An 18,609-nucleotide genomic window follows, 5' to 3' on the forward strand; every position below is an offset into this window, starting at 1 on the left:
TCTATAGTTGCGGATTGCCAGAGGCACCCGAGTCATCGATAGAAATCGTTGGTACTGTTAGGTTTTCCAAGAACTTTTCTTTGCTCAATCCTTCAAATCGCGATTCATCCGATGGTGTGTTACGAATGGGTTGGCCTGCCCATACTTTTTGGAACTCAGCTTCTTTAACCACTTGCTCACCATTTACGATGACATAAGAAATACCGGTTGTTGGATTGCCTTGTTCTTTGGCTTTGTAAGTCGCATTATCGGTTACGTTTTCTGGGTCGAAAATGGTGATATCCGCAACCATGCCTTCTTGCATACGACCACGAACTTTCATTGATTCAACACCCGCATCACCTAGATGCTTTGCTGCCCAGTAAGACGTTTGAGCAAGTGTGAATAACAATGGTACGCCTTCTTCACGTGCCATACGTAATACTTTGCCTCGAGTACCCGCAGTTCGAGGGTGACCTTGATATTCTGTTGGATCGGCATCCCAAGAATCAGTACCTAAACCTGAATAGATAGAATCTGCTGCAACGGTCATGTTTGGAATTTGTAGCCAGTATTTCATCCAATCTTTACGTGCAGGGCTAAACAGAACCACCAAGTGACCCGGTTCTTCAGCGGCAATGACCAGATACTCTTCTTTGGTCAGAAATTTATCGCGTGTTGGGTCGTACATCATTTCTTCATACTTCGCGTTGTACATCCCTTCCACAGACTCCGGTACAAGGAAAGATGAACCAATCGCAGTGGATGCCGCATCATATGGATAGTATTCAGACCACATCACTAAGCCTTTCTCTCGTGCAAGCTTTAGCTTTTCTTCTACTTCCCACCAACCGAAGTCGTTGTTGTGGAGCATCAAAAATGGTAAGTCGAGAAGCATCGCATTGGTAAAGATTTCGTCAAAACCCAGCTGTGCTTCTGGATTTGAAGGGTTAGCGTGAAAACGGGTATGTGATGATACAAATCGGTCCCAGTTTGCTGCGACTTTCATGGACTCGTACATCTCAAATGCCGTCAAACCATCTTTCATATAAGCGGTTGTTGAAGCTAGGTTCAATGCACCTTCTGCAAAGCCTTGATCAAGAACAGAAAGGATTTGGTTCATCTGCTCGATATCAGCTTTGGTCTCAGACCAGCCACTCACACCGTCTTTAGCCGCTTCAGTTCGAAGCGAGCCAAGAATCGTAGTTGCATCATGTGGGCCTGTAATTTTCACTTCAGGATCTAGGATTTGAAGACGAGCTCCTTCGTGGCTGACACCAGTACCGTAGTTCAGTGGCCATTTACCCGCTTTTTCTTCATACCACTCACCGACGCGAATCGCACCGACTTCCAGATCCATACCCGTTGTTACACCATCTAGGGCTGCAAGCTTGATAGATAAACCATCTAGCGAGTGAAAGTGGGTATCAATGAAACCTGGGGCAACCACTTGATTTGTTGCATCGATTGTCTCATCACCGTCGAGTTTTTCTGCCGTGATTTTGATGATTTGACCATCTTTGATCCCGACGTTTAATACAGCATCCAGCATGCTTTCAGGGTCCATCACTCGTCCATTCTCGATAACTAGGTCGTAATCCGCGGCAAAAGCACCTGACGCACCTAGGCACAATGCGATACTAACAAGTCCGCTTATGCGGCCTTTCTTGAATGATTTTTTCATGATTTCTCTCTTTGTTGCTGGAAAGGTTAAAGTGTTTACCTATTTCAGCTGAAATTAATTGTCGTACTGCCGTTTGTATTTCTGGCTTACCTTTGGAAGCTGAGATAATTCTAGCTCAATTTTTATATAACAAAATTTCAGTTTGTCTGATCTAACCCTACAAACTTAAAACTTGAGTTAATGATGAGAGCCTTGGTGTTGGTCTTTAAAAGTGGTTTTCCATTATTTAGACAGAATAGATATTGTTGAGGCATAAAACCAAGATATGAATATCAGCACGATGGCTATCGGTTTGATGGTGATTCAGGCTTTCGACTGGAGTCGCTTTACTTCATCCGTTTATTGAATTAGCCGCGTATCTCACCTTTACTTTATTCTTGCGAGCAAGTCATCGCTTCAGTCATCAAATCATAAAAAAGAAAAGGTGAACGAACTATGAAGAGTCCAGTAATCGCGGATAACAAACCCGTCAAAATCGAGCTGACAGAGGGAGAAGAGTATTACTTCTGTACCTGCGGGAAATCGAAAAGCCAACCGTTTTGTGACGGTTCTCATGCTGGTACGGGGTTCAAACCGAAAAGCTTTGTCGCCGAAGAGAGCGGAGACGCCTACCTTTGTCGCTGTAAGTATTCCAACAACCTTCCTTTCTGCGATGGCACTCATAAACAGTTCACAGCGGAACAAGTTGGGCAAGAAGGCCCGGAGGTTCACATTCAAGCGGCTGCGCCAGATTTGTCGCCAGCTGCGAGCGCAACCAAAGAAGAACCTACCGTCGAGTTTATTCATCAACTGGCGCGTGATGGTTTATCCAAGGTTGGACATCATGGGCCAATGACCTCCATGGGCGTTCCAAGACATCTATTGCCTCACTGGGACGATATTCAAGTGATGGTCGCGCAAATGGCCACCAAGCCTTTGCTGGAGAATGTGCCCGTTGGAACTGAACTGATTATTGGCCCCAAAGCGAAGAAGCCACTCAAATTGGACATCTCTTTGTTTGTGTCTGATATGAGTTTTGGCTCGCTATCTGAAGAAGCAAAAGTCTCATTGGCGAAAGGTGCCGAACTCGCAGGGACGGGTATCTGCTCCGGTGAGGGCGGTATGTTACCCGAAGAGCAAGCGGCGAACTCTCGCTACTTTTATGAATTAGCCAGTGCTCAGTTTGGTTACGATGAAGCTAAGCTCAAAAACGTTCAAGCCTTCCACTTTAAAGGCGGGCAGGGTGCCAAAACCGGAACGGGCGGGCACTTACCGGGCGCGAAGAACATAGGCAAGATCGCGGAGGTGCGTGGCATTGAAGCGGGCACGGCAGCGATTTCTCCACCCACCTTTGTCGACCTTAACACGGTCGAGGATTTTAAAAAGTTCGCCGACCGTGTTCGAGAGGTGACAGGCGGTATCCCGATTGGCTTTAAGTTAAGTGCCAATCACATCGAAGAAGACATTCAGTTCGCGCTTGATGCCAGTGCCGATTACATCATCTTAGATGGGCGTGGTGGCGGTACAGGGGCGGCGCCAGAAATGTTCCGTGACCATATCAGTGTTCCCACTATTCCAGCACTCGCTCGCGCTAGAGCGTATCTCGATAAACAAGGGGTCAGTGACAGAGTCACATTGATCATCACGGGCGGCTTGCGCGTGCCGATGGATTTCGTAAAAGCGATGGCGCTTGGTGCTGATGGTGTCGCTATCTCAAACAGTGCCATGCAGTCGATAGGTTGTGTGGCGGCGAGAATGTGTAACACCAATAATTGCCCTGCTGGTATTGCAACTCAAAAAGCCGATTTACGTCAGCGTTTGAATGTCGAGAAAGCATCGAACCAGCTTAAGAACTTCTTTGAAGCCTCGACAGAATTAATGCAAGTGATGGCGAGGGCATGTGGGCATGATCATTTGAATCAATTTAACCCTCATGATTTGGCAACATGGAATCGCGAAATGGCCGAGCTATCCGGTGTCGCTTACTCTGGTGTCTGTCCATTAAATCACTTTAAGTAAATAATACTTCGATAAAGCACACTCAATGTATTTTGGGTGTGCTGACTTTTTCCTGTGTAATGCCAACCTATGTTAAACCTTTCATAATCAACTGCTTTATAAGTGTTTTTAAACTATTTCCTATATTTTGAAAATATCGCTTTACCTCAAGTTAACTTGAGGTTTTATCATCATCCCCAATCTAAAAACACAATCTATCACCTTGTCGCCTAGTGCAGGTTTTGATGTTATCAAACAGACGTTACGAATCTTCAGTTATGAATTTTGAGCTCCGTAATTGAAGTCATGAGTGCAAAAAGGTGAGAAAAATGAACAAGGATCAACAATGAAAGTATTAGCGATTGGCGCGACCAACAGTACAACATCAATTAATCAACAACTTGCAGCGTACACCGCAGGTTTAGTCGAAGGCGCGCAAGTCGAGGTGCTCGACCTTAATGATTTCGAGATGCCAATTTACAGCGAGAAAAGAGAGCAAGATTCAGGTGTTCATCAACACGCTCAACGCTTTTTTAGCAAGATTGGCGAAGCAGATGCTGTGGTCATTTCTTTTGCAGAGTATAACGGCTCATACACCGCAGCCTTTAAGAATGTGTTTGATTGGACATCACGAATCGACATGAAAGTGTACCAAGGCAAACCTGTTGTGATGCTCTCCACATCACCAGGCCCAGGCGGCGCAAACTCTGTGTTGTCGTCTGCGGTAAATTCGGCACCTTACTTTGATGCAGATGTGAAGGGGTCGATGTCGGTGCCAAGTTTCTACGACAACTTTAATGTAGAAACGGGTGAGATCATCAATGCCGAAATGGCCGAGAGCCTGAAATCGATCATGAGTCAGATTTAGAGAGCGAGAACACCACAATAAAACAAAGCAGCCATGTTCACGATTGCTTTTCATTGCGCCCGTTGTCAAAGTTTAAGGACATTAATTGGTTAAGGTAACAATAGGTCGCTACTCTAAAGTTAAAGTAAGCTTTAAATATTTATGATCTCAAGGATAGTGTCGTAATGAGAAACATCGTATACCTCACCATAGGCCAGTTGGCTGAGCGCAGTGGCGTGGCTCCTTCGGCGTTACGTTTTTACGAAACCAAGGGGTTGATTGCTTCAATTCGTACTAACGGAAATCAGCGCCGTTATCAGTCGGCGATGTTGAGAAGAATTGCTTTGATACAAGTCGCGCAGTCGATAGGCTTCACGCTGGAAGAGATCACCGAAGAATTATCGACACTGCCGATGAACCATACCGCGACTAAGCGAGACTGGGAGCGGGTTGCTAAGAAGTGGCAGGGTCAACTCGACAGCAAAATGGCGCAGATTAAATCGCTAAAAGAGAACTTAACCGGCTGTATCGGTTGCGGATGCTTGAGTATGCAAAAGTGCAACTTGCTAAATCCTGATGATATCTTGCATGACCAAGGGCAGGGCGCACAACGAATTGTTGAACAGACTAACTGAGTTCCCGAAAGGCATGGAGCAACGAACTAAGTTTCAGGTGTTTGCTCAATGGGTTAAGCAACAGTTGTGACCGAATAGCGTGCCTAGACAAACACGAATTATAGGTCTAGTTTAGGTTGTTCTTTCAATAGAAGAAGAGGTTAGTTATGTTCAGCCATGTTTTTCTCGGTACCGAAGATATTGAACGCGCGAAGGCTTTTTATGACCCAATCATGAAAGTGCTTGGTTATAGCGAAGGCTCTGTTGATTCTAAAGGGCGCTGTGTTTACGTTAGTCAAACAGGTGTGTTGGGCTTAACGAAGCCGATTGATGGTCAGCCTGCGACTCACGGCAACGGCATGACGGTGGGTTTTCTTGCGTCTTCTCCTGAAGTTGTAGATGAGTGGCATCGAGTTGGCGTCGAAAATGGCGGTACCAGCATTGAAAATGGCCCCGGAGCGAGAGGTTCTGACGAGCGTCGCTTGTACATGGCTTATTTGCGCGATCCTGATGGAAACAAGATTTGTGCAACGCACTTTATGCCGTAGTTTACGTTATGCCATCGTTCATTTTATGCCACAGTGGCGTATACTTAGATCATATTGATGGTTCGGAGTTGGCTAAGTTGCGGCTCTGGACTTGTTAGCTTCCCGATAACTCAAAATTTTGCAAAGGACTGGCTAGATGAAACCGAACGAACTGTTTTATGAAAGTTTTGAGCGCTGCCGGATTGACCAAGAATTTCTCGAAACGTTTTTGGCTGATTTTTGCGAGCATAACCCAAGGTTTTCAGAACGTTTTGAAAATATAGGGTTAGAGCAACAAACCAAGATGCTTAAAGCCTCGATCATTCTTATCTATAACTCTGCTGGTCTACCAAGCGTGCGTAACTCAGTAAAGAAATTGGGTAAAAGGCATAAAGACCTAGGGCTGGATATTTCCGAGATTGAGCTCAACGAGTGGTTCAATTCGTTACTCAATACAGTTAAAAAATATGACCCTCACTACGATGAAAGCGTCGAACAAGCTTGGACAGAAACTCTCGAGGCCGGCTTAACTATCATGAAGAAAGAGTGCGTAGTTCCAAACACTGTGAATAACTAGGTCGTTGATGGGTAGTTTTGCTTGTTCGTTAGTTAAAACCGGCATTAACTCTTGAAAGATTGACATTGTCAGGTAAGCCTAACGATATCAGGCTTACCTCTTATTGTTTGACTAGAAATGAGCAGCCCAACCAATCAGGAACCCTTGCGATGCGGTATCGTATTCAAAGGTCCCCTTGTTTTCGTAATCAACCCAGGTCGATTTGTAGGCAACATTTAAGTCAGACCAACTGTTTATCTGGTATCGCACGCCAGTTAACAGAGATGAGGTAAAGTTGGTGTCACTACCAAGCCCTGCATCAATGGTTGCGTGAAACTTCCAATCCTTATTGATCTGCGTTATCCATCTCACACCTACTTGGTAGTCAACCCAATCTTCATCAAGTGATCGGTCGACACTTAACCTACCACCTGAACCGTAAAGCTTGGTATCAATGTCGTTATCCCACCAACGAAGCCCAAACAGATAATCAATCGTGCCAAAATCGTATTGGTAGCGCTTAAAACCCTTCACATCTAAAACACCTTGTCGGATATCAAGGTTGCCTCTTAATAACTCTGCGTTGGATCCTAATACCGAGTTTGTTTTTCCGCTTAGTTTCATGAAGCTGTAGTCAATGTAATAGCCCCATTGATTGTCATAGTCACCCTCTAAACGCACCATTGCGGTCATATCAAGATGATCCATGATGAATGAAGGATCAACATCAACATCTGCTGACAAATTACCAATGGTGCTGTCTCCACGAATATTGAGTGCGAGCGCGTAGATTTCGAAACTATGTTGCCACTTTTTTGTATCCATCGGTGTACTTGCTTCTTGCGCACTTACGGTTGAACTAGCCATTAATACTGATGCGATTAGGTAACGCCATTTAGCCATATCGATATCCTTATCTTTTGTGTGAAGTAGCAAGTTTATGAATGTGCCTTGCGGGGGGCAATTTTCATATATGCAACTTGTATATTGCTGATTGTAGACTATGTTTTTTGAAATGAGCCAAGTTAAAAGAGTTAGGGTATGAAGCCACAGAGTATTTTCTTGTTCGTTGCAGTTTTAGGTTTAACACCTATTGCACTGTCTTATGGTTATGCCCCCGTAGTCTCTCTTGACTATCTATTTGGTATCGACGCCACACCCATCAACGTTACTCATATCTTTCGTGCAGTGATGGGGCTTTATTTGGCTCTGGCGTTGTTTTGGGTGTTTGGCGCACTGTTCAAAAAGTATCGACTGCCAGCGCTCTATAGTTTGGTGGTATTCATGTTGGGTTTAGCTGCCGGACGAGTCATCAGTTTGGTGGTGGATGGCATGCCGCATTGGCTACTTTTTGTTTATCTAATATTGGAGTTGGGCTTTGGTTTAGTTGGTTTAAAAATGATTCATAAAGAGCAATCTGAAACAGTATAAGGACATTCTATGAAAAGGATTTTCCACCTTGTTGTGATGAGTGTGTTGAGTAGCTTTTCGCTATCGGCATGGTCAGCACAAGAGCAACCGAATATTTTTGTTATCTTCACGGATGATATTGGGATCTCAAACCTGAGTGCTTATCACAATGGTGTGATGAGTAGTGAAACACCAAACATCGATAGTATTGCTGAAAAGGGCATGCTACTCACAGATTATTATGCGCAGCCATCGTGTACGGCCGGGCGCTCTGCATTCTTAACGGGGCAGTTACCAGTGCGAACGGGTATGCACACGGTGGGCTTACCGGGTGGGCCTGTTGGGCTGCATGCGGATACGCCAACACTACCAGAAATTCTCAAAACCATGGGTTACGTGACTGGTCAGTTTGGTAAAAACCACTTGGGTGACCGTGATGAATTCTTACCAACAATGCACGGCTTCGATGAGTATTGGGGCTGGTTGTATCACCTGAATGCGATGGAATACACCGAAGATCCAGACTGGCCAAAAGACGGTTCGTTGGATGCTTTTGCGCCTCGCAATGTGATTTACGCGAAATCCGATGGCAAAGGCGGACAAACCATTGAAGACGATGGCGCGCTAACTATCGAGCGTATGCGCACACTAGATGATGAAGTAAATAAGCACGCGATCAACTTCATCGAAAGGGCGGTTGAAGCGGATAAGCCATTTTTCACTTGGTACTGTCCATCACGCGGTCACGTTTGGACGCACCTGTCACCTGAATACGAAGCGATGCTCGGTCAAAACGGTTGGGGACTCCAAGAAGTGGTCATGAAAGATCTTGATGATCACGTCGGTGAGATGATGGCGAAGATGGAAGAACTCGGTATTGCTGACAACACCATCATCATTTTCACTGCCGATAACGGCCCAGAGATCATGACTTGGCCTGATGGTGGTATGACACCATACCACGGTGAGAAAGGCACTACGTGGGAAGGTGGCGTTCGTGCTCCAGCTCTCGTTAGTTGGCCAGGTAAGATTCCAGCGGGTAGTGTGGGTAACGGCATCTTTGATGGTATGGACTGGCTACCGACACTTGTTGCAGCTGCGGGTGGCCCTGCCGATCTGAAAGAGAAAATGCTAAAAGGTCACGATGGCTTTAAAGCACACCTCGATGGTTATAACCAAGTCGATATGTTGACGGAAAAAGGTGAGTCGAATCGTAAAGAGATTTACTACTACGAACGAGATAAGCTACAAGCGGTTCGAGTAGGAGATTGGAAGGCGCATTTCGTGGTTCAGAATCACGGTTGGAGTGGCCCGAAAGAAGAACTTAACGCGCCATTGCTGTTCAACCTGCGTCGTGATCCTTACGAGCGAGCAGCTGAAGAGTCGGGTATGTACTTGAAATGGATGGGGCAGAAGATGTGGGCATTTGGCCCTGCTCAAGCGGCGGTACAGCAACACCTAGCGACCTTCAAAGAGTGGCCACCTAAGACGCCAGAAACTCAGCCAGACAATACCGGTGGTGTGGGGAATTAGCGTACACTCACTTCCAGAACCTAAATAAACAAAGCTCAGCCCCTAAGTTTTAGAAACCTAGGGTGTTGGGCTTTTGTTTTGCTAAAAGAAAAAGGCTATCAGAAGAAGTGAACTAGTCCTCAAGAGGAAGCTGATAGCTGTTTTTCAACTCTTTTACTGAGATGTTGGACTGAATCGCACTCACGCCTTTCACTCTTCGAATCGAGCTAATACGCTCAAAGTACTCTTCTAAATCTTTCGCCAACACTTGCACCATGTAATCGGCGCCGCCTGCAATGCAGTGACACATTGGAATCCAATCGGTTACCGCGACAAACTCTTCGAACGGTTCTGTGTTTTCAACTTCATGATTGCCTAGTGTTACAAGGGTAAAACCAGCCACATGAAAGCCTAATTTCTTACGATTCAGCTTAGCGGCGTAACCATCGATATAGCCAGTTTCCTCCATGCGTTTCCAACGACGCCAGCATGGGGTTTCGCTGAGGTTGACCTTCTCTGCGAGCTTGCTGTTGCTCATGCGTCCGTCTTGCTGGATATGCTCTAAGATGGCGATATCTGTGTCATCTAACACTTCTTTGGTGGATTCTTTCTGTTTCATGGCTATTTTAGAAAAGTCTTGCTCAAATTTGGATTAATATTAGCCTATATAGCAATTTAATTCCTAGTCGAATCTGTAAACTCTCTCTCTATAAATACTTTACTTATTAGGAGTGAGAGGAAATGAGCTCTCAATTAATGCTGGCGTTCTTGCTATTTTCAACATCAATTGCAATTACCCCTGGGGCAGGCAATATCGCATTACTTGGGATTTCAAGTCGTTATGGATTTGCTGCGACTTTACCTTTTATCTCTGGGAACGCTGTTGGCATCATCATCGTACTGGCGGGTTCTAGTGTCGGTTTGGTGAGCCTATTTACCCTTTACCCAGAGCTATACAGCATTTTGAAATACGCGGGTGCGGCTTATTTGCTGTTCATGGCGTGGTCGATTGCGAATATGCAAATCGAAGAAAGCACCACCGACAATCGTTCAGGCTTTGTGTCGGGTGTGTTGGTGCAGGTGTTAAATCCTAAAGGTTGGATAGCGTCATTAACCGTGTTTTCGCAGTTCATCACTCCGAATGCAGATTACTTGATTCAAGTCGTGACCATTACCGCGGGTATGGTGATTACCGGTGTACCGTGCATGTTGGTGTGGGCGTATTGCGGCACTATGCTTAAAAAGCTACTGCAATCACCAAAACAGATGATGTTTGTGAACCGTTGCTTGGGCGGAAGCTTAGCGATGGTGGTTGCCTTTATGCTTTATCAACCGGCGTAAATCACAAAGAAAAAAAACACTCCTAAATCCATAGGAGTGGCGTCTAAATGTCGACTAAGTCGTTAACAGTAAAGAATTAAGTTAACAAATATTTAAGGAACTTGAGTTAAAAGCTTTAAGCTTTTCAGTGTAAAGATTAAGCGGTTTCTGCCTCTTTAACTGGAGCTGAGTTACGAATTAGGTGGTCAAATGCACCTAAGCTTGCTTTTGCACCTTCACCCATCGCAATGATGATCTGTTTGTAAGGTACGGTTGTTACGTCACCCGCTGCGAACACACCTTTCATTGATGTTGCGCCATGAGCGTTAATTTCAATTTCACCGCGTGGTGAGAGCTCAACTTTCGAACCCTTCAACCATTCGCTGTTTGGCATCAGGCCGATTTGAACAAAGATACCTGCGAGTTCAATCTGTTTAAGTTCATTGGTGTTGCGGTCTTTGTATTCCAGACCGGTTACACGGTTGCCATCACCAATCACTTGCGTTGTTTGTGCCATCTTGATGATTTCGATGTTTGGTGTTGCGTTCGCTTTGTCGATAAGTACTTGGTCAGCGCGCAGTGTGTCCGCAAACTCAAGCACAGTTACGTGTTCCACGATACCTGCTAGGTCGATAGCCGCTTCAATACCTGAGTTACCGCCACCAATAACCGCTGTTTTCTTACCTTTGAACAAAGGACCGTCACAGTGTGGGCAGTAAGCGACACCTTTATTGCGGTACTCTTGCTCACCCGGAACGTTCATTTCACGCCAGCGCGCACCAGTACTGGTGATCACCGTACGAGCTCGCAGTGTTGCACCGCTTTCTAACTCAATATGGATGTAACCGTCTTCTGTGTCTTCTGCCGCAATGATGTTTGCAGCGCGCTGCTCAGTCATTACTTCAACACCGTACTCTTTTACGTGCTCTTCAAGGCTTGCCACTAACTTAGGGCCAGTTGTCGCTTTCACAGAGATAAAGTTTTCAATCGCCATGGTATCCATCACTTGACCACCGAATCGGTCAGCAACAACACCAGTGCGAATGCCTTTACGTGCCGCATAAATTGCCGCTGAAGAACCCGCAGGGCCGCCGCCTACAACCAATACATCAAACGGTGCTTGTTGGTTTAGGTTTGCCGCTTTCTTTTCTGCTGCGCCTGAATCGACTTTGTTCAATATTTCAGCCAGTGACATACGGCCTTGACCAAATAGCTCACCGTTAATGAATACGCTCGGTACTGCCATGATGTCGCGAGACTTCACTTCGTCTTGAAATGCTGCGCCGTCGATCATGGTTGTCTTAATCAGAGGATTAATCGCCGACATCATGTTGAACGCTTGAACTACTTCTGGACAGTTTTGGCATGATAGCGAGATGAAAATCTCGACATTAAGCTCTTGATCTAATTCTTTTACTTGCTCGATTACGTCAGCTTCAAGCTTGATAGGGTGACCACCACTATGAAGCAGTGCCAGTACCAGTGAGGTGAACTCGTGACCCATCGGTAAACCTGCGAAGCCAATCGCTGTACCTTTCTCTTGGTTCACCACCTGCATGATAGGGCTGCGAGTGCTTGCGCTATCATCGCGAGTCACTTCAATTTTGTCAGTGAGAGAAGCGATATCACTCGCCAGATCTTGAAGTTTGTTTGCGGTGTCGCTGCCATCCAGGCTAAGGACTAACTGAACATTGGTTTTTAGGTTTTCTAGGTATGCTTTTAGCTGCTGCTTCATTGCTTGATCTAACATAATCGTGCCTGCTCTTAAATTCTGTGTCTTGGTATTGACCAATACCTTCTTGCTGAAAAAGGAAAATAAAAAGGGGGCGCAAGTCGGCAAATATTGTGGTGTTTATGTTTTGAAAGGGTGGCGCGCGACTGCCCTTTAGGAGGGGGCCGAAGCGCGCCTGTAGAACCGTTTAGCTATTCTTGTTAGCTAGGCTTAGATTAAATCTTGCCTACTAGGTCTAGAGATGGAGCTAGAGTCTCTTCGCCTTCTTTCCATTTAGCTGGGCAAACTTCACCTGGGTTAGCGGCTACGTATTGTGCTGCTTTAACCTTGCGTAGTAGGTCTTCTGCGTCACGGCCGATGCCTTCAGCTGTGATTTCCATTGCTTGGATAACGCCTTCAGGGTCGATTAGGAACGTTGCACGGTCTGCAAGGCCTTGACCTTCACGCATAACGTTGAAGTTATTTGTGATGTTGCCAGTTTGGTCGCCTACCATGAAGTATTCGATAGTGCCGATTTTGTCAGAAGTATCGTGCCATGCTTTGTGAGAGAAGTGAGTGTCAGTTGATACTGAGTAAACTTCTACGCCGCGAGATTGAAGCTCTGCGTATTTGTCTTGTAGGTCAACTAGCTCAGTTGGACATACAAACGTGAAGTCTGCTGGGTAGAAGAAGAATACAGCCCACTTGCCTTTAACGTCTTGCTCAGTGATTTCTACGAATTCGCCGTTTTTGAATGCTGTTGCGTTGAATGGTTTGATTTCTGTGTTGATCATGATTTGACTCTCTTTCTAATTTATAGTGTTTAACGCTATCCCGCGTCGATGTAGATATATTGCATTGCCACCGAAAATTAGTGAAATCGGACATTTCTATAGATTCAATAGGCGAATCCTATCTTCGAAAGGAAAAGGCTATCGGTAAAAGCTATCAACAAAAACAATTAACAAAAGCCATCAAACATCAACAACTCCCAATTTAAGTAGCTATGCTCTTTAGGTTGTTCTCTACATTGGGCTTATCTCTATTGGTGTGTGTATCTATGTGTCTATGTAGGTAGGGTTCGGTATGGTTTCTTTGCGTGAGTTGAGTTGTTATATCAAACTGTAAATAACAAAAAATTATCATTAATATAAATTATGATAATTTCAGTTAATTAACGCATGTACCTATACTCTCTCCATCGAAACGAAACACCGAAGCTAGACTTCGAAAAGCACAGAATTTAAAACGAATTTGGAGCAAGTTATGAAAATGAATCACGTAGGCATCATGGTGGGTGACATGGACCAAGCAGTCGAGTTTTACACGAAAGCTCTAGGTCTAAGAATCGTAATGAACAACACCAAAGTGATGGAAGAGCGCGAATCAGCAATCGGCCGCATGTGTATCGCTGTGTTCGGTGAAGGCTTTAAAGGCTTCAACATTGCACACCTAGTAACATCTGATGGTATCGGTGTTGAGCTGTTCGAAATGAAAGAGCGCCAAGAGCGTCACGAAGTTGACTTCTCTCGTCTAGGCATCTTCCACTTCTGTCTACAGCTTCCAAAAGAGCAGTTTCATTCAGCGATTAAACGTGTTGAAGAGTTTGGCGGTAAGGTCCGTATGGACATCATGCGTTACCACCCAGAAGACGAACTAAAACAAGCACAAATGGTTTACCTAGAAGACCCGTTTGGCAACCTGTTCGAATTCTACTCGCACACATACGAAGACACTTACGCGACTGACTACGAGTAATAGTGTTATCTACCTGTCATAAGGTAGAAAACCGAAACACCCCCTAAAGAGGATTGGTAGAGATACCAATCCTTTTTTTGTGTCTGCGGTATTTGGTTAGAGGTAACGAGTAAACTAGAGCAAACGAGTGCTTTGTGTGTTCTTCGTTGCACTAAAACAAGCCGACTGTGTTGCTCTATAGTGCAGCATTGGCTAGAGATGAAACTTAACTGATTGATAAGTATGATGTTAAACCATTGGCATATATGTTGCTCTATTGTCTTTATGTAAATTGTATACAATAAAAAATACATAAAGGAAGTCACATGGAACAGAACAGTGAATTGATCTACGGATTAGACGATCGACCATCAGTCAAAGCAGCCAGTTACGCGGCGCTGCAGCATGTATTAGCCAGCTTTGTTGGAATTATCACACCCACGCTCATTATTGGCGGTGTTTTAGGGTTGGGTGAACACATCCCTTATTTGATCAGCATGGCACTGATGGTGTCTGGGGTTGGCACTTTTATACAAGCTAGAAAAATAGGGCCAGTTGGCGCAGGGATGATCTGTGTCCAAGGAACCAGCTTTGCGTTCTTAGGATCTGTATTAGGTGCGGGCTTCCTTGTTAAAGCGAATGGCGGTGGTCCGGATGAAATGCTGGCGACCATTTTTGGTGTTTGCTTCTTCGGTGCGTTTGTCGAAATTGTCCTATCGCGTTTTATCGAAAAGCTGAAAGTGGTGATCACGCCCGTTGTGACCGGAATCGTTATCACCACGATTGGTATCTCTTTGATTAAAGTTGGCGTCACAGATATTGCTGGTGGTGTTGGCGCCGAAGATTTTGGCTCTGGAAGCAATCTGATGCTGGGTGCGATTGTGCTCGGAACCATAGTCGCGCTTAACCTGAGCAACAATAATATGGTTAGGTTGTCGTCGATTTTAGTTGGGTTGGTAGTTGGCTGGGGCGTGGCCATTTTGATGGGTAAAGCGTCTATGGTTTCTTTTGCTTCTCAACCGCTATTGAGTATTCCTGTCCCATTTAAATATGGCTTCGCTTTTGATTGGCAAGCCTTCCTGCCTATCGCTTTTATTTACTTGATTACCGTTATTGAAACCACGGGTGACCTTACCGCCAACAGTATGTTCTCAGGGCAGCCAGTTAAGGGGCCAAAATACATCAATCGACTCAAGGCTGGCGTGCTAGGTGACGGTGTGAACTCGCTCATCGCAGCGGTATTCAATACTTTTCCGAACACGACTTTCAGCCAGAACAACGGTGTGATCCATTTTACGGGGATCGCGAGTCGCTACATCGGCTACTTCATTGCCGCGATTCTTTTTCTGTTAGGGTTATTTCCCATCTTAGGTGCGGTTTTAATGACGATTCCAAAGCCAGTATTGGGCGGGGCGACATTAGTGATGTTCGGTACGGTTGCTGCGGCGGGCATCAAAATCATCGCCAATGAAAAACTGGATCGCCGCAGAATTATGACGATTGCCATCTCACTAGGCTTAGGGCTTGGGGTGATGCTAGTGCCGGATTTATTGAAAGAAGCGCCCAAGCTAGTGCAAAGCATATTTGGCTCACCTGTAACCATGTCTGGTATTGCCGCGCTTGTGACTACCGGGTTGATGTCTTTGGTGCCTGAAACAAAAGCCAAGCAGATTTCGAACGTCGTACAGACCAGTAAAGCGTAACGGGCTTCTTCGTGCTGAACTAAGGATGTTTAACTAGAGCCACATGACATATGTGGCTCTCAACTTTAACTTATTGTGTGACGTGTTGGCATCTCACTTAACTTGGTAAATAACATAAAATTATCATTAATATAAATTATGATAATTTCAGTTAATCGTCGTATCTCCATATACTCTCTCCATCGAAACGAAACACCGAAGCGAGTCTTCGAAAAATACAGAATTAAAGAGAATTTGGAGAAAGTTATGAAAATGAATCACGTAGGCATCATGGTTGGCGACATGGACAAAGCAGTCGAGTTTTACACAAAAGCGCTAGGTCTAAGAATCGTAATGAACAACACTAAAGTGATGGAAGAGCGCGAATCAGCAATCGGCCGCATGTGTATTGCAGTATTTGGTGAAGGCTTTAAAGGTTTCAACATTGCTCACCTAGTCACTTCAGATGGTATCGGTGTTGAGATGTTCGAAATGGTTGACCGTGAAGAGCGTCACAACGTTGATTTCTCTCGCCTGGGCATTTTCCACTTCTGTCTGCAGCTTCCAAAAGAGCAGTTTCATTCAGCGATTAAGCGTGTTGAAGAGTTTGGCGGTAAGGTTCGTATGGACATCATGCGCTACCACCCAGAAGACGAACTAAAACAAGCACAAATGGTTTACCTAGAAGACCCGTTTGGCAACCTGTTCGAGTTCTACTCGCACACATACGAAGACACGTACGCGACTGATTACGAGTAATCGCGTTACTACCTTCCATAAGGTAGATAAACCGAAACACCCCCTAAAGAGGATTGGTAGAGATACCAATCCTTTTTTTGTTTGTGTGCTTTTTAAGTGCTCCATCATGTGGTGGTGGTTAATAAATCAACAACTTTAAGGCATTGTTAAAGTTGACGTTTTGAAGATAAAACCTTTCATGAATATGACTGAAGCGAGCGTGCTTCATGAAAACATTGCGGAATCACACTAGTGATAGCCTTCGCTGAGAACTCATAATACTCAGTTCAATACTGCTGAACCGCACTACAATGAAAATAGATAAACATTACATGAAGAAGATCTACTGAAATAGCATGAAAAAACTAAACCTTATCTTTGCCGCTTTTCTTATTACTTTGCTTGCCGGATGCTCGTCACATGCGGCCGTCGATACTTCAAAAACAAAGGGCTATGCCAATTCACATGCGCTTGTGGGAGTGGCTTCTTGGTATGGCGATAAATTCCATGGAAAACTGACGGCAAGTGGTGAAACGTATAATAAAAACGCCTATACAGCCGCTCACAAAACCTTGCCATTTGGGACTATCGTGAGAGTGACCAATACAGCCAATAACAAGTCAGTCGATGTCAAAATTAACGATAGAGGCCCTTACGTAAAAGGCCGAGTGATTGACCTTTCCCACAAAGCATTTTCTCAAATTGGTGACGTTAAGAAAGGCGTAGTAAAAGTCAAAATTGAGATTATTGATGACAGCAACACCTTTCGATACAAACACTAGAATCCCCTCCTAACCTCCCCTTGGTGTACATCTCCGCTCCCTTACCAGCAACGGGAAGGGGAGGAAAAAAACCTCGATCTCGATGATTGAATAGCATATTTATGCTTACTCGATAAGGCTGCTTTTGCAGCCTTTTTTGTGCCTTTCGATAATCCATTTTTAATAAGATTATCTTATTTTCAGTATGTGGGTTGATGATGTTATGTGGTCAATAAATCAGTGTCTTAGCTTTCTTATCATTAGGGTTCATTGAAATTCATTGTGAAATAATGAAAAGCTAACCTAATCCAAGTTGAGCTTTGGTGTGATTAACAGTGAAAGCCTAAGGGCAATTACATTTAGTTACTTACTGAAGTAAAACTGAAATATTAGTTACACGGTTCTGAAATTTTTGGTGTTTAGCTTATGGGCTTCTATATCGCATTTAAATAAGGAAATACCCGTGAAGCTAACCCCTGTCGTTGCAGCCGTAATTATGTCTTTCAGTTCAGCAAGTTTTGCTTTTAGCTTGCAACAATCTGCCAATGAAAACAGTGAAGATCTCGTATGGACAGGGCACCTAAGCCCAGACAGCGACACGGTAATGTCTGCGATGCTCGCGGCTCATATTTATGGTGGTACGGCGACAGTGCCTGAGCCGATTAATCCTGAATCGACGTTTATCTTGAACTACTGTAATGCAGAATCTCCACGTGTAGAGACAGATTACTCTTCATACCGAGTGGGGCTGGTTGACTTCAACCAAGTGACTCAATTAGCACCAACTATTGATCAAGCATCCATTGTGGCAGTGGTCGATCATCATGCGATTGGTGGCTCTCCAATTAACACCCCGCAGATTGTCGAGATGGATATCCGAGGTTGGGGTTCAGCTGCAACTATACTGGCTGACAATGCTGAAAAGCTCGATGTGACATTACCTAAACACCTCGCTTGTGTTGGCTTGGGTGCGATTCTTTCTGACACAGTGGTATTCCAATCAACAACTACAACAGATCATGATCGTGAATACGCAGAGAAGCTGGCGAAGGTTGCAGGCATTTCAGATATCGAAGACTTCGGTCAACAGATGTTGGTTGCTAAGTCAGATCTTAGCCACCTTTCATCTGAAACCATTCTGACGCTGGATTACAAAAACTTTAAGTACGGTGGCAAACAGGTGGGTATCGGTGTTGCTGAAACACTAATGGCTCAACAACTGATTGACCGTAAAGACGATCTTCTAGCAGCAATGAAGACTTACAAAAAAGAGAACGGGCTAGACCATCTGTTCTTTTCAATCACAGATACCAAGAACAAAGAAGCGAACTTATTGTGGGTGGATGAAAGCGACTATCAAGTCATCAAATCGGCTTTCAACGCTGAACCAACAAGTGACATGCTGACTTTGGAAGGTGTCACTTCGCGTAAGCGCCAGATTGGCCCTGCAGTTCAAAAGGCAATTGAGAGCTTGTAGAGAGTAAGAGCCGTTACTTTATAAATAAGTAGTGAAGGGATTGGTAGAGATACCAATCCCTTTTTTAAGGTTCATCG

Annotated in this window: 18 protein-coding genes; 13 read left to right on the forward strand and 5 right to left on the reverse strand. The window is 44.7% G+C overall.

Going from position 1 to position 18,609, the window contains the following annotated elements:
• Position 1: 1 nt before the first annotated feature.
• On the reverse strand, positions 2–1,663 hold the full coding sequence (locus AB4482_RS05875; RefSeq protein ID WP_372137622.1) for an aminoacylase: 1,662 nt from the start codon (positions 1,661–1,663) through the stop codon (positions 2–4).
• 435 nt (positions 1,664–2,098) lie between these two features.
• On the opposite strand from AB4482_RS05875, the gene AB4482_RS05880 reads away from it, so the two are divergent.
• From AB4482_RS05880 to AB4482_RS05900, 5 genes are all read left to right on the forward strand, one after another.
• Positions 2,099–3,661 carry a glutamate synthase-related protein gene (locus AB4482_RS05880; RefSeq protein ID WP_372136616.1) on the forward strand — a complete coding sequence of 521 codons (1,563 nt, stop codon included), beginning with the start codon at positions 2,099–2,101 and terminating at the stop codon, positions 3,659–3,661.
• 325 nt (positions 3,662–3,986) lie between these two features.
• Positions 3,987–4,508 (forward strand): NADPH-dependent FMN reductase, encoded by a 522-nt coding sequence (locus AB4482_RS05885; RefSeq protein WP_017062187.1) that lies wholly within the window; start codon positions 3,987–3,989, stop codon positions 4,506–4,508.
• Between the two features lie 164 nt (positions 4,509–4,672).
• Entirely contained in the window at positions 4,673–5,122 is a 450-nt protein-coding gene (gene soxR, locus AB4482_RS05890) for a redox-sensitive transcriptional activator SoxR (protein ID WP_372180667.1), read from the forward strand.
• A 146-nt stretch (positions 5,123–5,268) separates the two neighbouring features.
• Positions 5,269–5,649, forward strand: a complete 381-nt coding sequence (locus AB4482_RS05895; RefSeq protein WP_102393686.1) for a VOC family protein — start codon at positions 5,269–5,271, stop codon at positions 5,647–5,649.
• A 136-nt stretch (positions 5,650–5,785) separates the two neighbouring features.
• The gene (locus AB4482_RS05900) at positions 5,786–6,205 is read left to right on the forward strand and encodes a globin (protein WP_017071826.1); all 420 of its coding nucleotides are present in this window, start codon (positions 5,786–5,788) and stop codon (positions 6,203–6,205) included.
• A 111-nt stretch (positions 6,206–6,316) separates the two neighbouring features.
• On the opposite strand, the gene AB4482_RS05905 is transcribed toward AB4482_RS05900, so the two are convergent.
• Positions 6,317–7,087: a DUF481 domain-containing protein gene (locus tag AB4482_RS05905; RefSeq protein WP_102320542.1), complete on the reverse strand. Its 771-nt coding sequence runs from the start codon at positions 7,085–7,087 to the stop codon at positions 6,317–6,319.
• A 138-nt stretch (positions 7,088–7,225) separates the two neighbouring features.
• Between AB4482_RS05905 and AB4482_RS05910 the strand changes: the two genes are divergently transcribed.
• Positions 7,226–7,615, forward strand: a complete 390-nt coding sequence (locus AB4482_RS05910; RefSeq protein WP_017071827.1) for a DUF4345 domain-containing protein — start codon at positions 7,226–7,228, stop codon at positions 7,613–7,615.
• Between the two features lie 9 nt (positions 7,616–7,624).
• Positions 7,625–9,127 (forward strand): arylsulfatase, encoded by a 1,503-nt coding sequence (locus AB4482_RS05915; protein WP_372180668.1) that lies wholly within the window; start codon positions 7,625–7,627, stop codon positions 9,125–9,127.
• 112 nt (positions 9,128–9,239) lie between these two features.
• Here the strand turns inward: AB4482_RS05915 and AB4482_RS05920 are convergent, their stop codons facing one another.
• On the reverse strand, positions 9,240–9,725 hold the full coding sequence (locus AB4482_RS05920; protein WP_102320540.1) for an Lrp/AsnC family transcriptional regulator: 486 nt from the start codon (positions 9,723–9,725) through the stop codon (positions 9,240–9,242).
• A 122-nt stretch (positions 9,726–9,847) separates the two neighbouring features.
• On the opposite strand from AB4482_RS05920, the gene AB4482_RS05925 reads away from it, so the two are divergent.
• Positions 9,848–10,447 carry a LysE family translocator gene (locus AB4482_RS05925; RefSeq protein WP_372158960.1) on the forward strand — a complete coding sequence of 200 codons (600 nt, stop codon included), beginning with the start codon at positions 9,848–9,850 and terminating at the stop codon, positions 10,445–10,447.
• Between the two features lie 136 nt (positions 10,448–10,583).
• Here AB4482_RS05925 and ahpF read toward each other — a convergent pair whose 3' ends face one another.
• Both ahpF and ahpC read right to left on the reverse strand, forming a co-directional pair.
• Complete coding sequence (gene ahpF, locus AB4482_RS05930; protein WP_372180670.1) at positions 10,584–12,176, reverse strand: alkyl hydroperoxide reductase subunit F; 1,593 nt, start codon at positions 12,174–12,176, stop codon at positions 10,584–10,586.
• A gap of 197 nt (positions 12,177–12,373) precedes the next feature.
• Positions 12,374–12,931, reverse strand: coding sequence for an alkyl hydroperoxide reductase subunit C (ahpC, locus tag AB4482_RS05935; RefSeq protein WP_016798107.1), 558 nt, complete (start codon positions 12,929–12,931; stop codon positions 12,374–12,376).
• A 472-nt stretch (positions 12,932–13,403) separates the two neighbouring features.
• Between ahpC and AB4482_RS05940 the strand changes: the two genes are divergently transcribed.
• The 5 genes from AB4482_RS05940 (at position 13,404) to AB4482_RS05960 (ending at position 18,532) form a co-directional block, all read left to right on the forward strand.
• Complete coding sequence (locus tag AB4482_RS05940) at positions 13,404–13,895, forward strand: VOC family protein (protein ID WP_017065261.1); 492 nt, start codon at positions 13,404–13,406, stop codon at positions 13,893–13,895.
• Between the two features lie 305 nt (positions 13,896–14,200).
• On the forward strand, positions 14,201–15,577 hold the full coding sequence (locus AB4482_RS05945; protein ID WP_372180672.1) for a uracil-xanthine permease family protein: 1,377 nt from the start codon (positions 14,201–14,203) through the stop codon (positions 15,575–15,577).
• Positions 15,578–15,823: 246 nt separating this feature from the next.
• Entirely contained in the window at positions 15,824–16,315 is a 492-nt protein-coding gene (locus AB4482_RS05950) for a VOC family protein (RefSeq protein WP_372180674.1), read from the forward strand.
• Between the two features lie 335 nt (positions 16,316–16,650).
• Complete coding sequence (locus AB4482_RS05955) at positions 16,651–17,076, forward strand: septal ring lytic transglycosylase RlpA family protein (RefSeq protein WP_017068116.1); 426 nt, start codon at positions 16,651–16,653, stop codon at positions 17,074–17,076.
• A 442-nt stretch (positions 17,077–17,518) separates the two neighbouring features.
• Positions 17,519–18,532 (forward strand): manganese-dependent inorganic pyrophosphatase, encoded by a 1,014-nt coding sequence (locus AB4482_RS05960; protein WP_017062680.1) that lies wholly within the window; start codon positions 17,519–17,521, stop codon positions 18,530–18,532.
• Positions 18,533–18,609: the final 77 nt, after the last annotated feature.

This window comes from Vibrio sp. 10N.222.55.C7 (assembly GCF_041473335.1).
Lineage (GTDB): Bacteria > Pseudomonadota > Gammaproteobacteria > Enterobacterales > Vibrionaceae > Vibrio > Vibrio crassostreae_C.

Bases quoted from the DNA above. Each gene is read 5' to 3' on its own strand.
- AB4482_RS05905 (WP_102320542.1), bottom strand. From the start codon at position 7,087: ATGGCTAAATGGCGTTACCTAATCGCATCAGTATTAATGGCTAGTTCA.
- AB4482_RS05940 (WP_017065261.1), top strand. From the start codon at position 13,404: ATGAAAATGAATCACGTAGGCATCATGGTGGGTGACATGGACCAAGCA.
- AB4482_RS05875 (WP_372137622.1), bottom strand. From the start codon at position 1,663: ATGAAAAAATCATTCAAGAAAGGCCGCATAAGCGGACTTGTTAGTATC.
- soxR (WP_372180667.1), top strand. From the start codon at position 4,673: ATGAGAAACATCGTATACCTCACCATAGGCCAGTTGGCTGAGCGCAGT.
- AB4482_RS05900 (WP_017071826.1), top strand. From the start codon at position 5,786: ATGAAACCGAACGAACTGTTTTATGAAAGTTTTGAGCGCTGCCGGATT.
- AB4482_RS05910 (WP_017071827.1), top strand. From the start codon at position 7,226: ATGAAGCCACAGAGTATTTTCTTGTTCGTTGCAGTTTTAGGTTTAACA.
- AB4482_RS05915 (WP_372180668.1), top strand. From the start codon at position 7,625: ATGAAAAGGATTTTCCACCTTGTTGTGATGAGTGTGTTGAGTAGCTTT.
- AB4482_RS05925 (WP_372158960.1), top strand. From the start codon at position 9,848: ATGAGCTCTCAATTAATGCTGGCGTTCTTGCTATTTTCAACATCAATT.
- AB4482_RS05885 (WP_017062187.1), top strand. From the start codon at position 3,987: ATGAAAGTATTAGCGATTGGCGCGACCAACAGTACAACATCAATTAAT.
- AB4482_RS05955 (WP_017068116.1), top strand. From the start codon at position 16,651: ATGAAAAAACTAAACCTTATCTTTGCCGCTTTTCTTATTACTTTGCTT.
- AB4482_RS05880 (WP_372136616.1), top strand. From the start codon at position 2,099: ATGAAGAGTCCAGTAATCGCGGATAACAAACCCGTCAAAATCGAGCTG.
- ahpC (WP_016798107.1), bottom strand. From the start codon at position 12,931: ATGATCAACACAGAAATCAAACCATTCAACGCAACAGCATTCAAAAAC.
- AB4482_RS05920 (WP_102320540.1), bottom strand. From the start codon at position 9,725: ATGAAACAGAAAGAATCCACCAAAGAAGTGTTAGATGACACAGATATC.
- AB4482_RS05945 (WP_372180672.1), top strand. From the start codon at position 14,201: ATGGAACAGAACAGTGAATTGATCTACGGATTAGACGATCGACCATCA.
- AB4482_RS05950 (WP_372180674.1), top strand. From the start codon at position 15,824: ATGAAAATGAATCACGTAGGCATCATGGTTGGCGACATGGACAAAGCA.
- AB4482_RS05895 (WP_102393686.1), top strand. From the start codon at position 5,269: ATGTTCAGCCATGTTTTTCTCGGTACCGAAGATATTGAACGCGCGAAG.
- ahpF (WP_372180670.1), bottom strand. From the start codon at position 12,176: ATGTTAGATCAAGCAATGAAGCAGCAGCTAAAAGCATACCTAGAAAAC.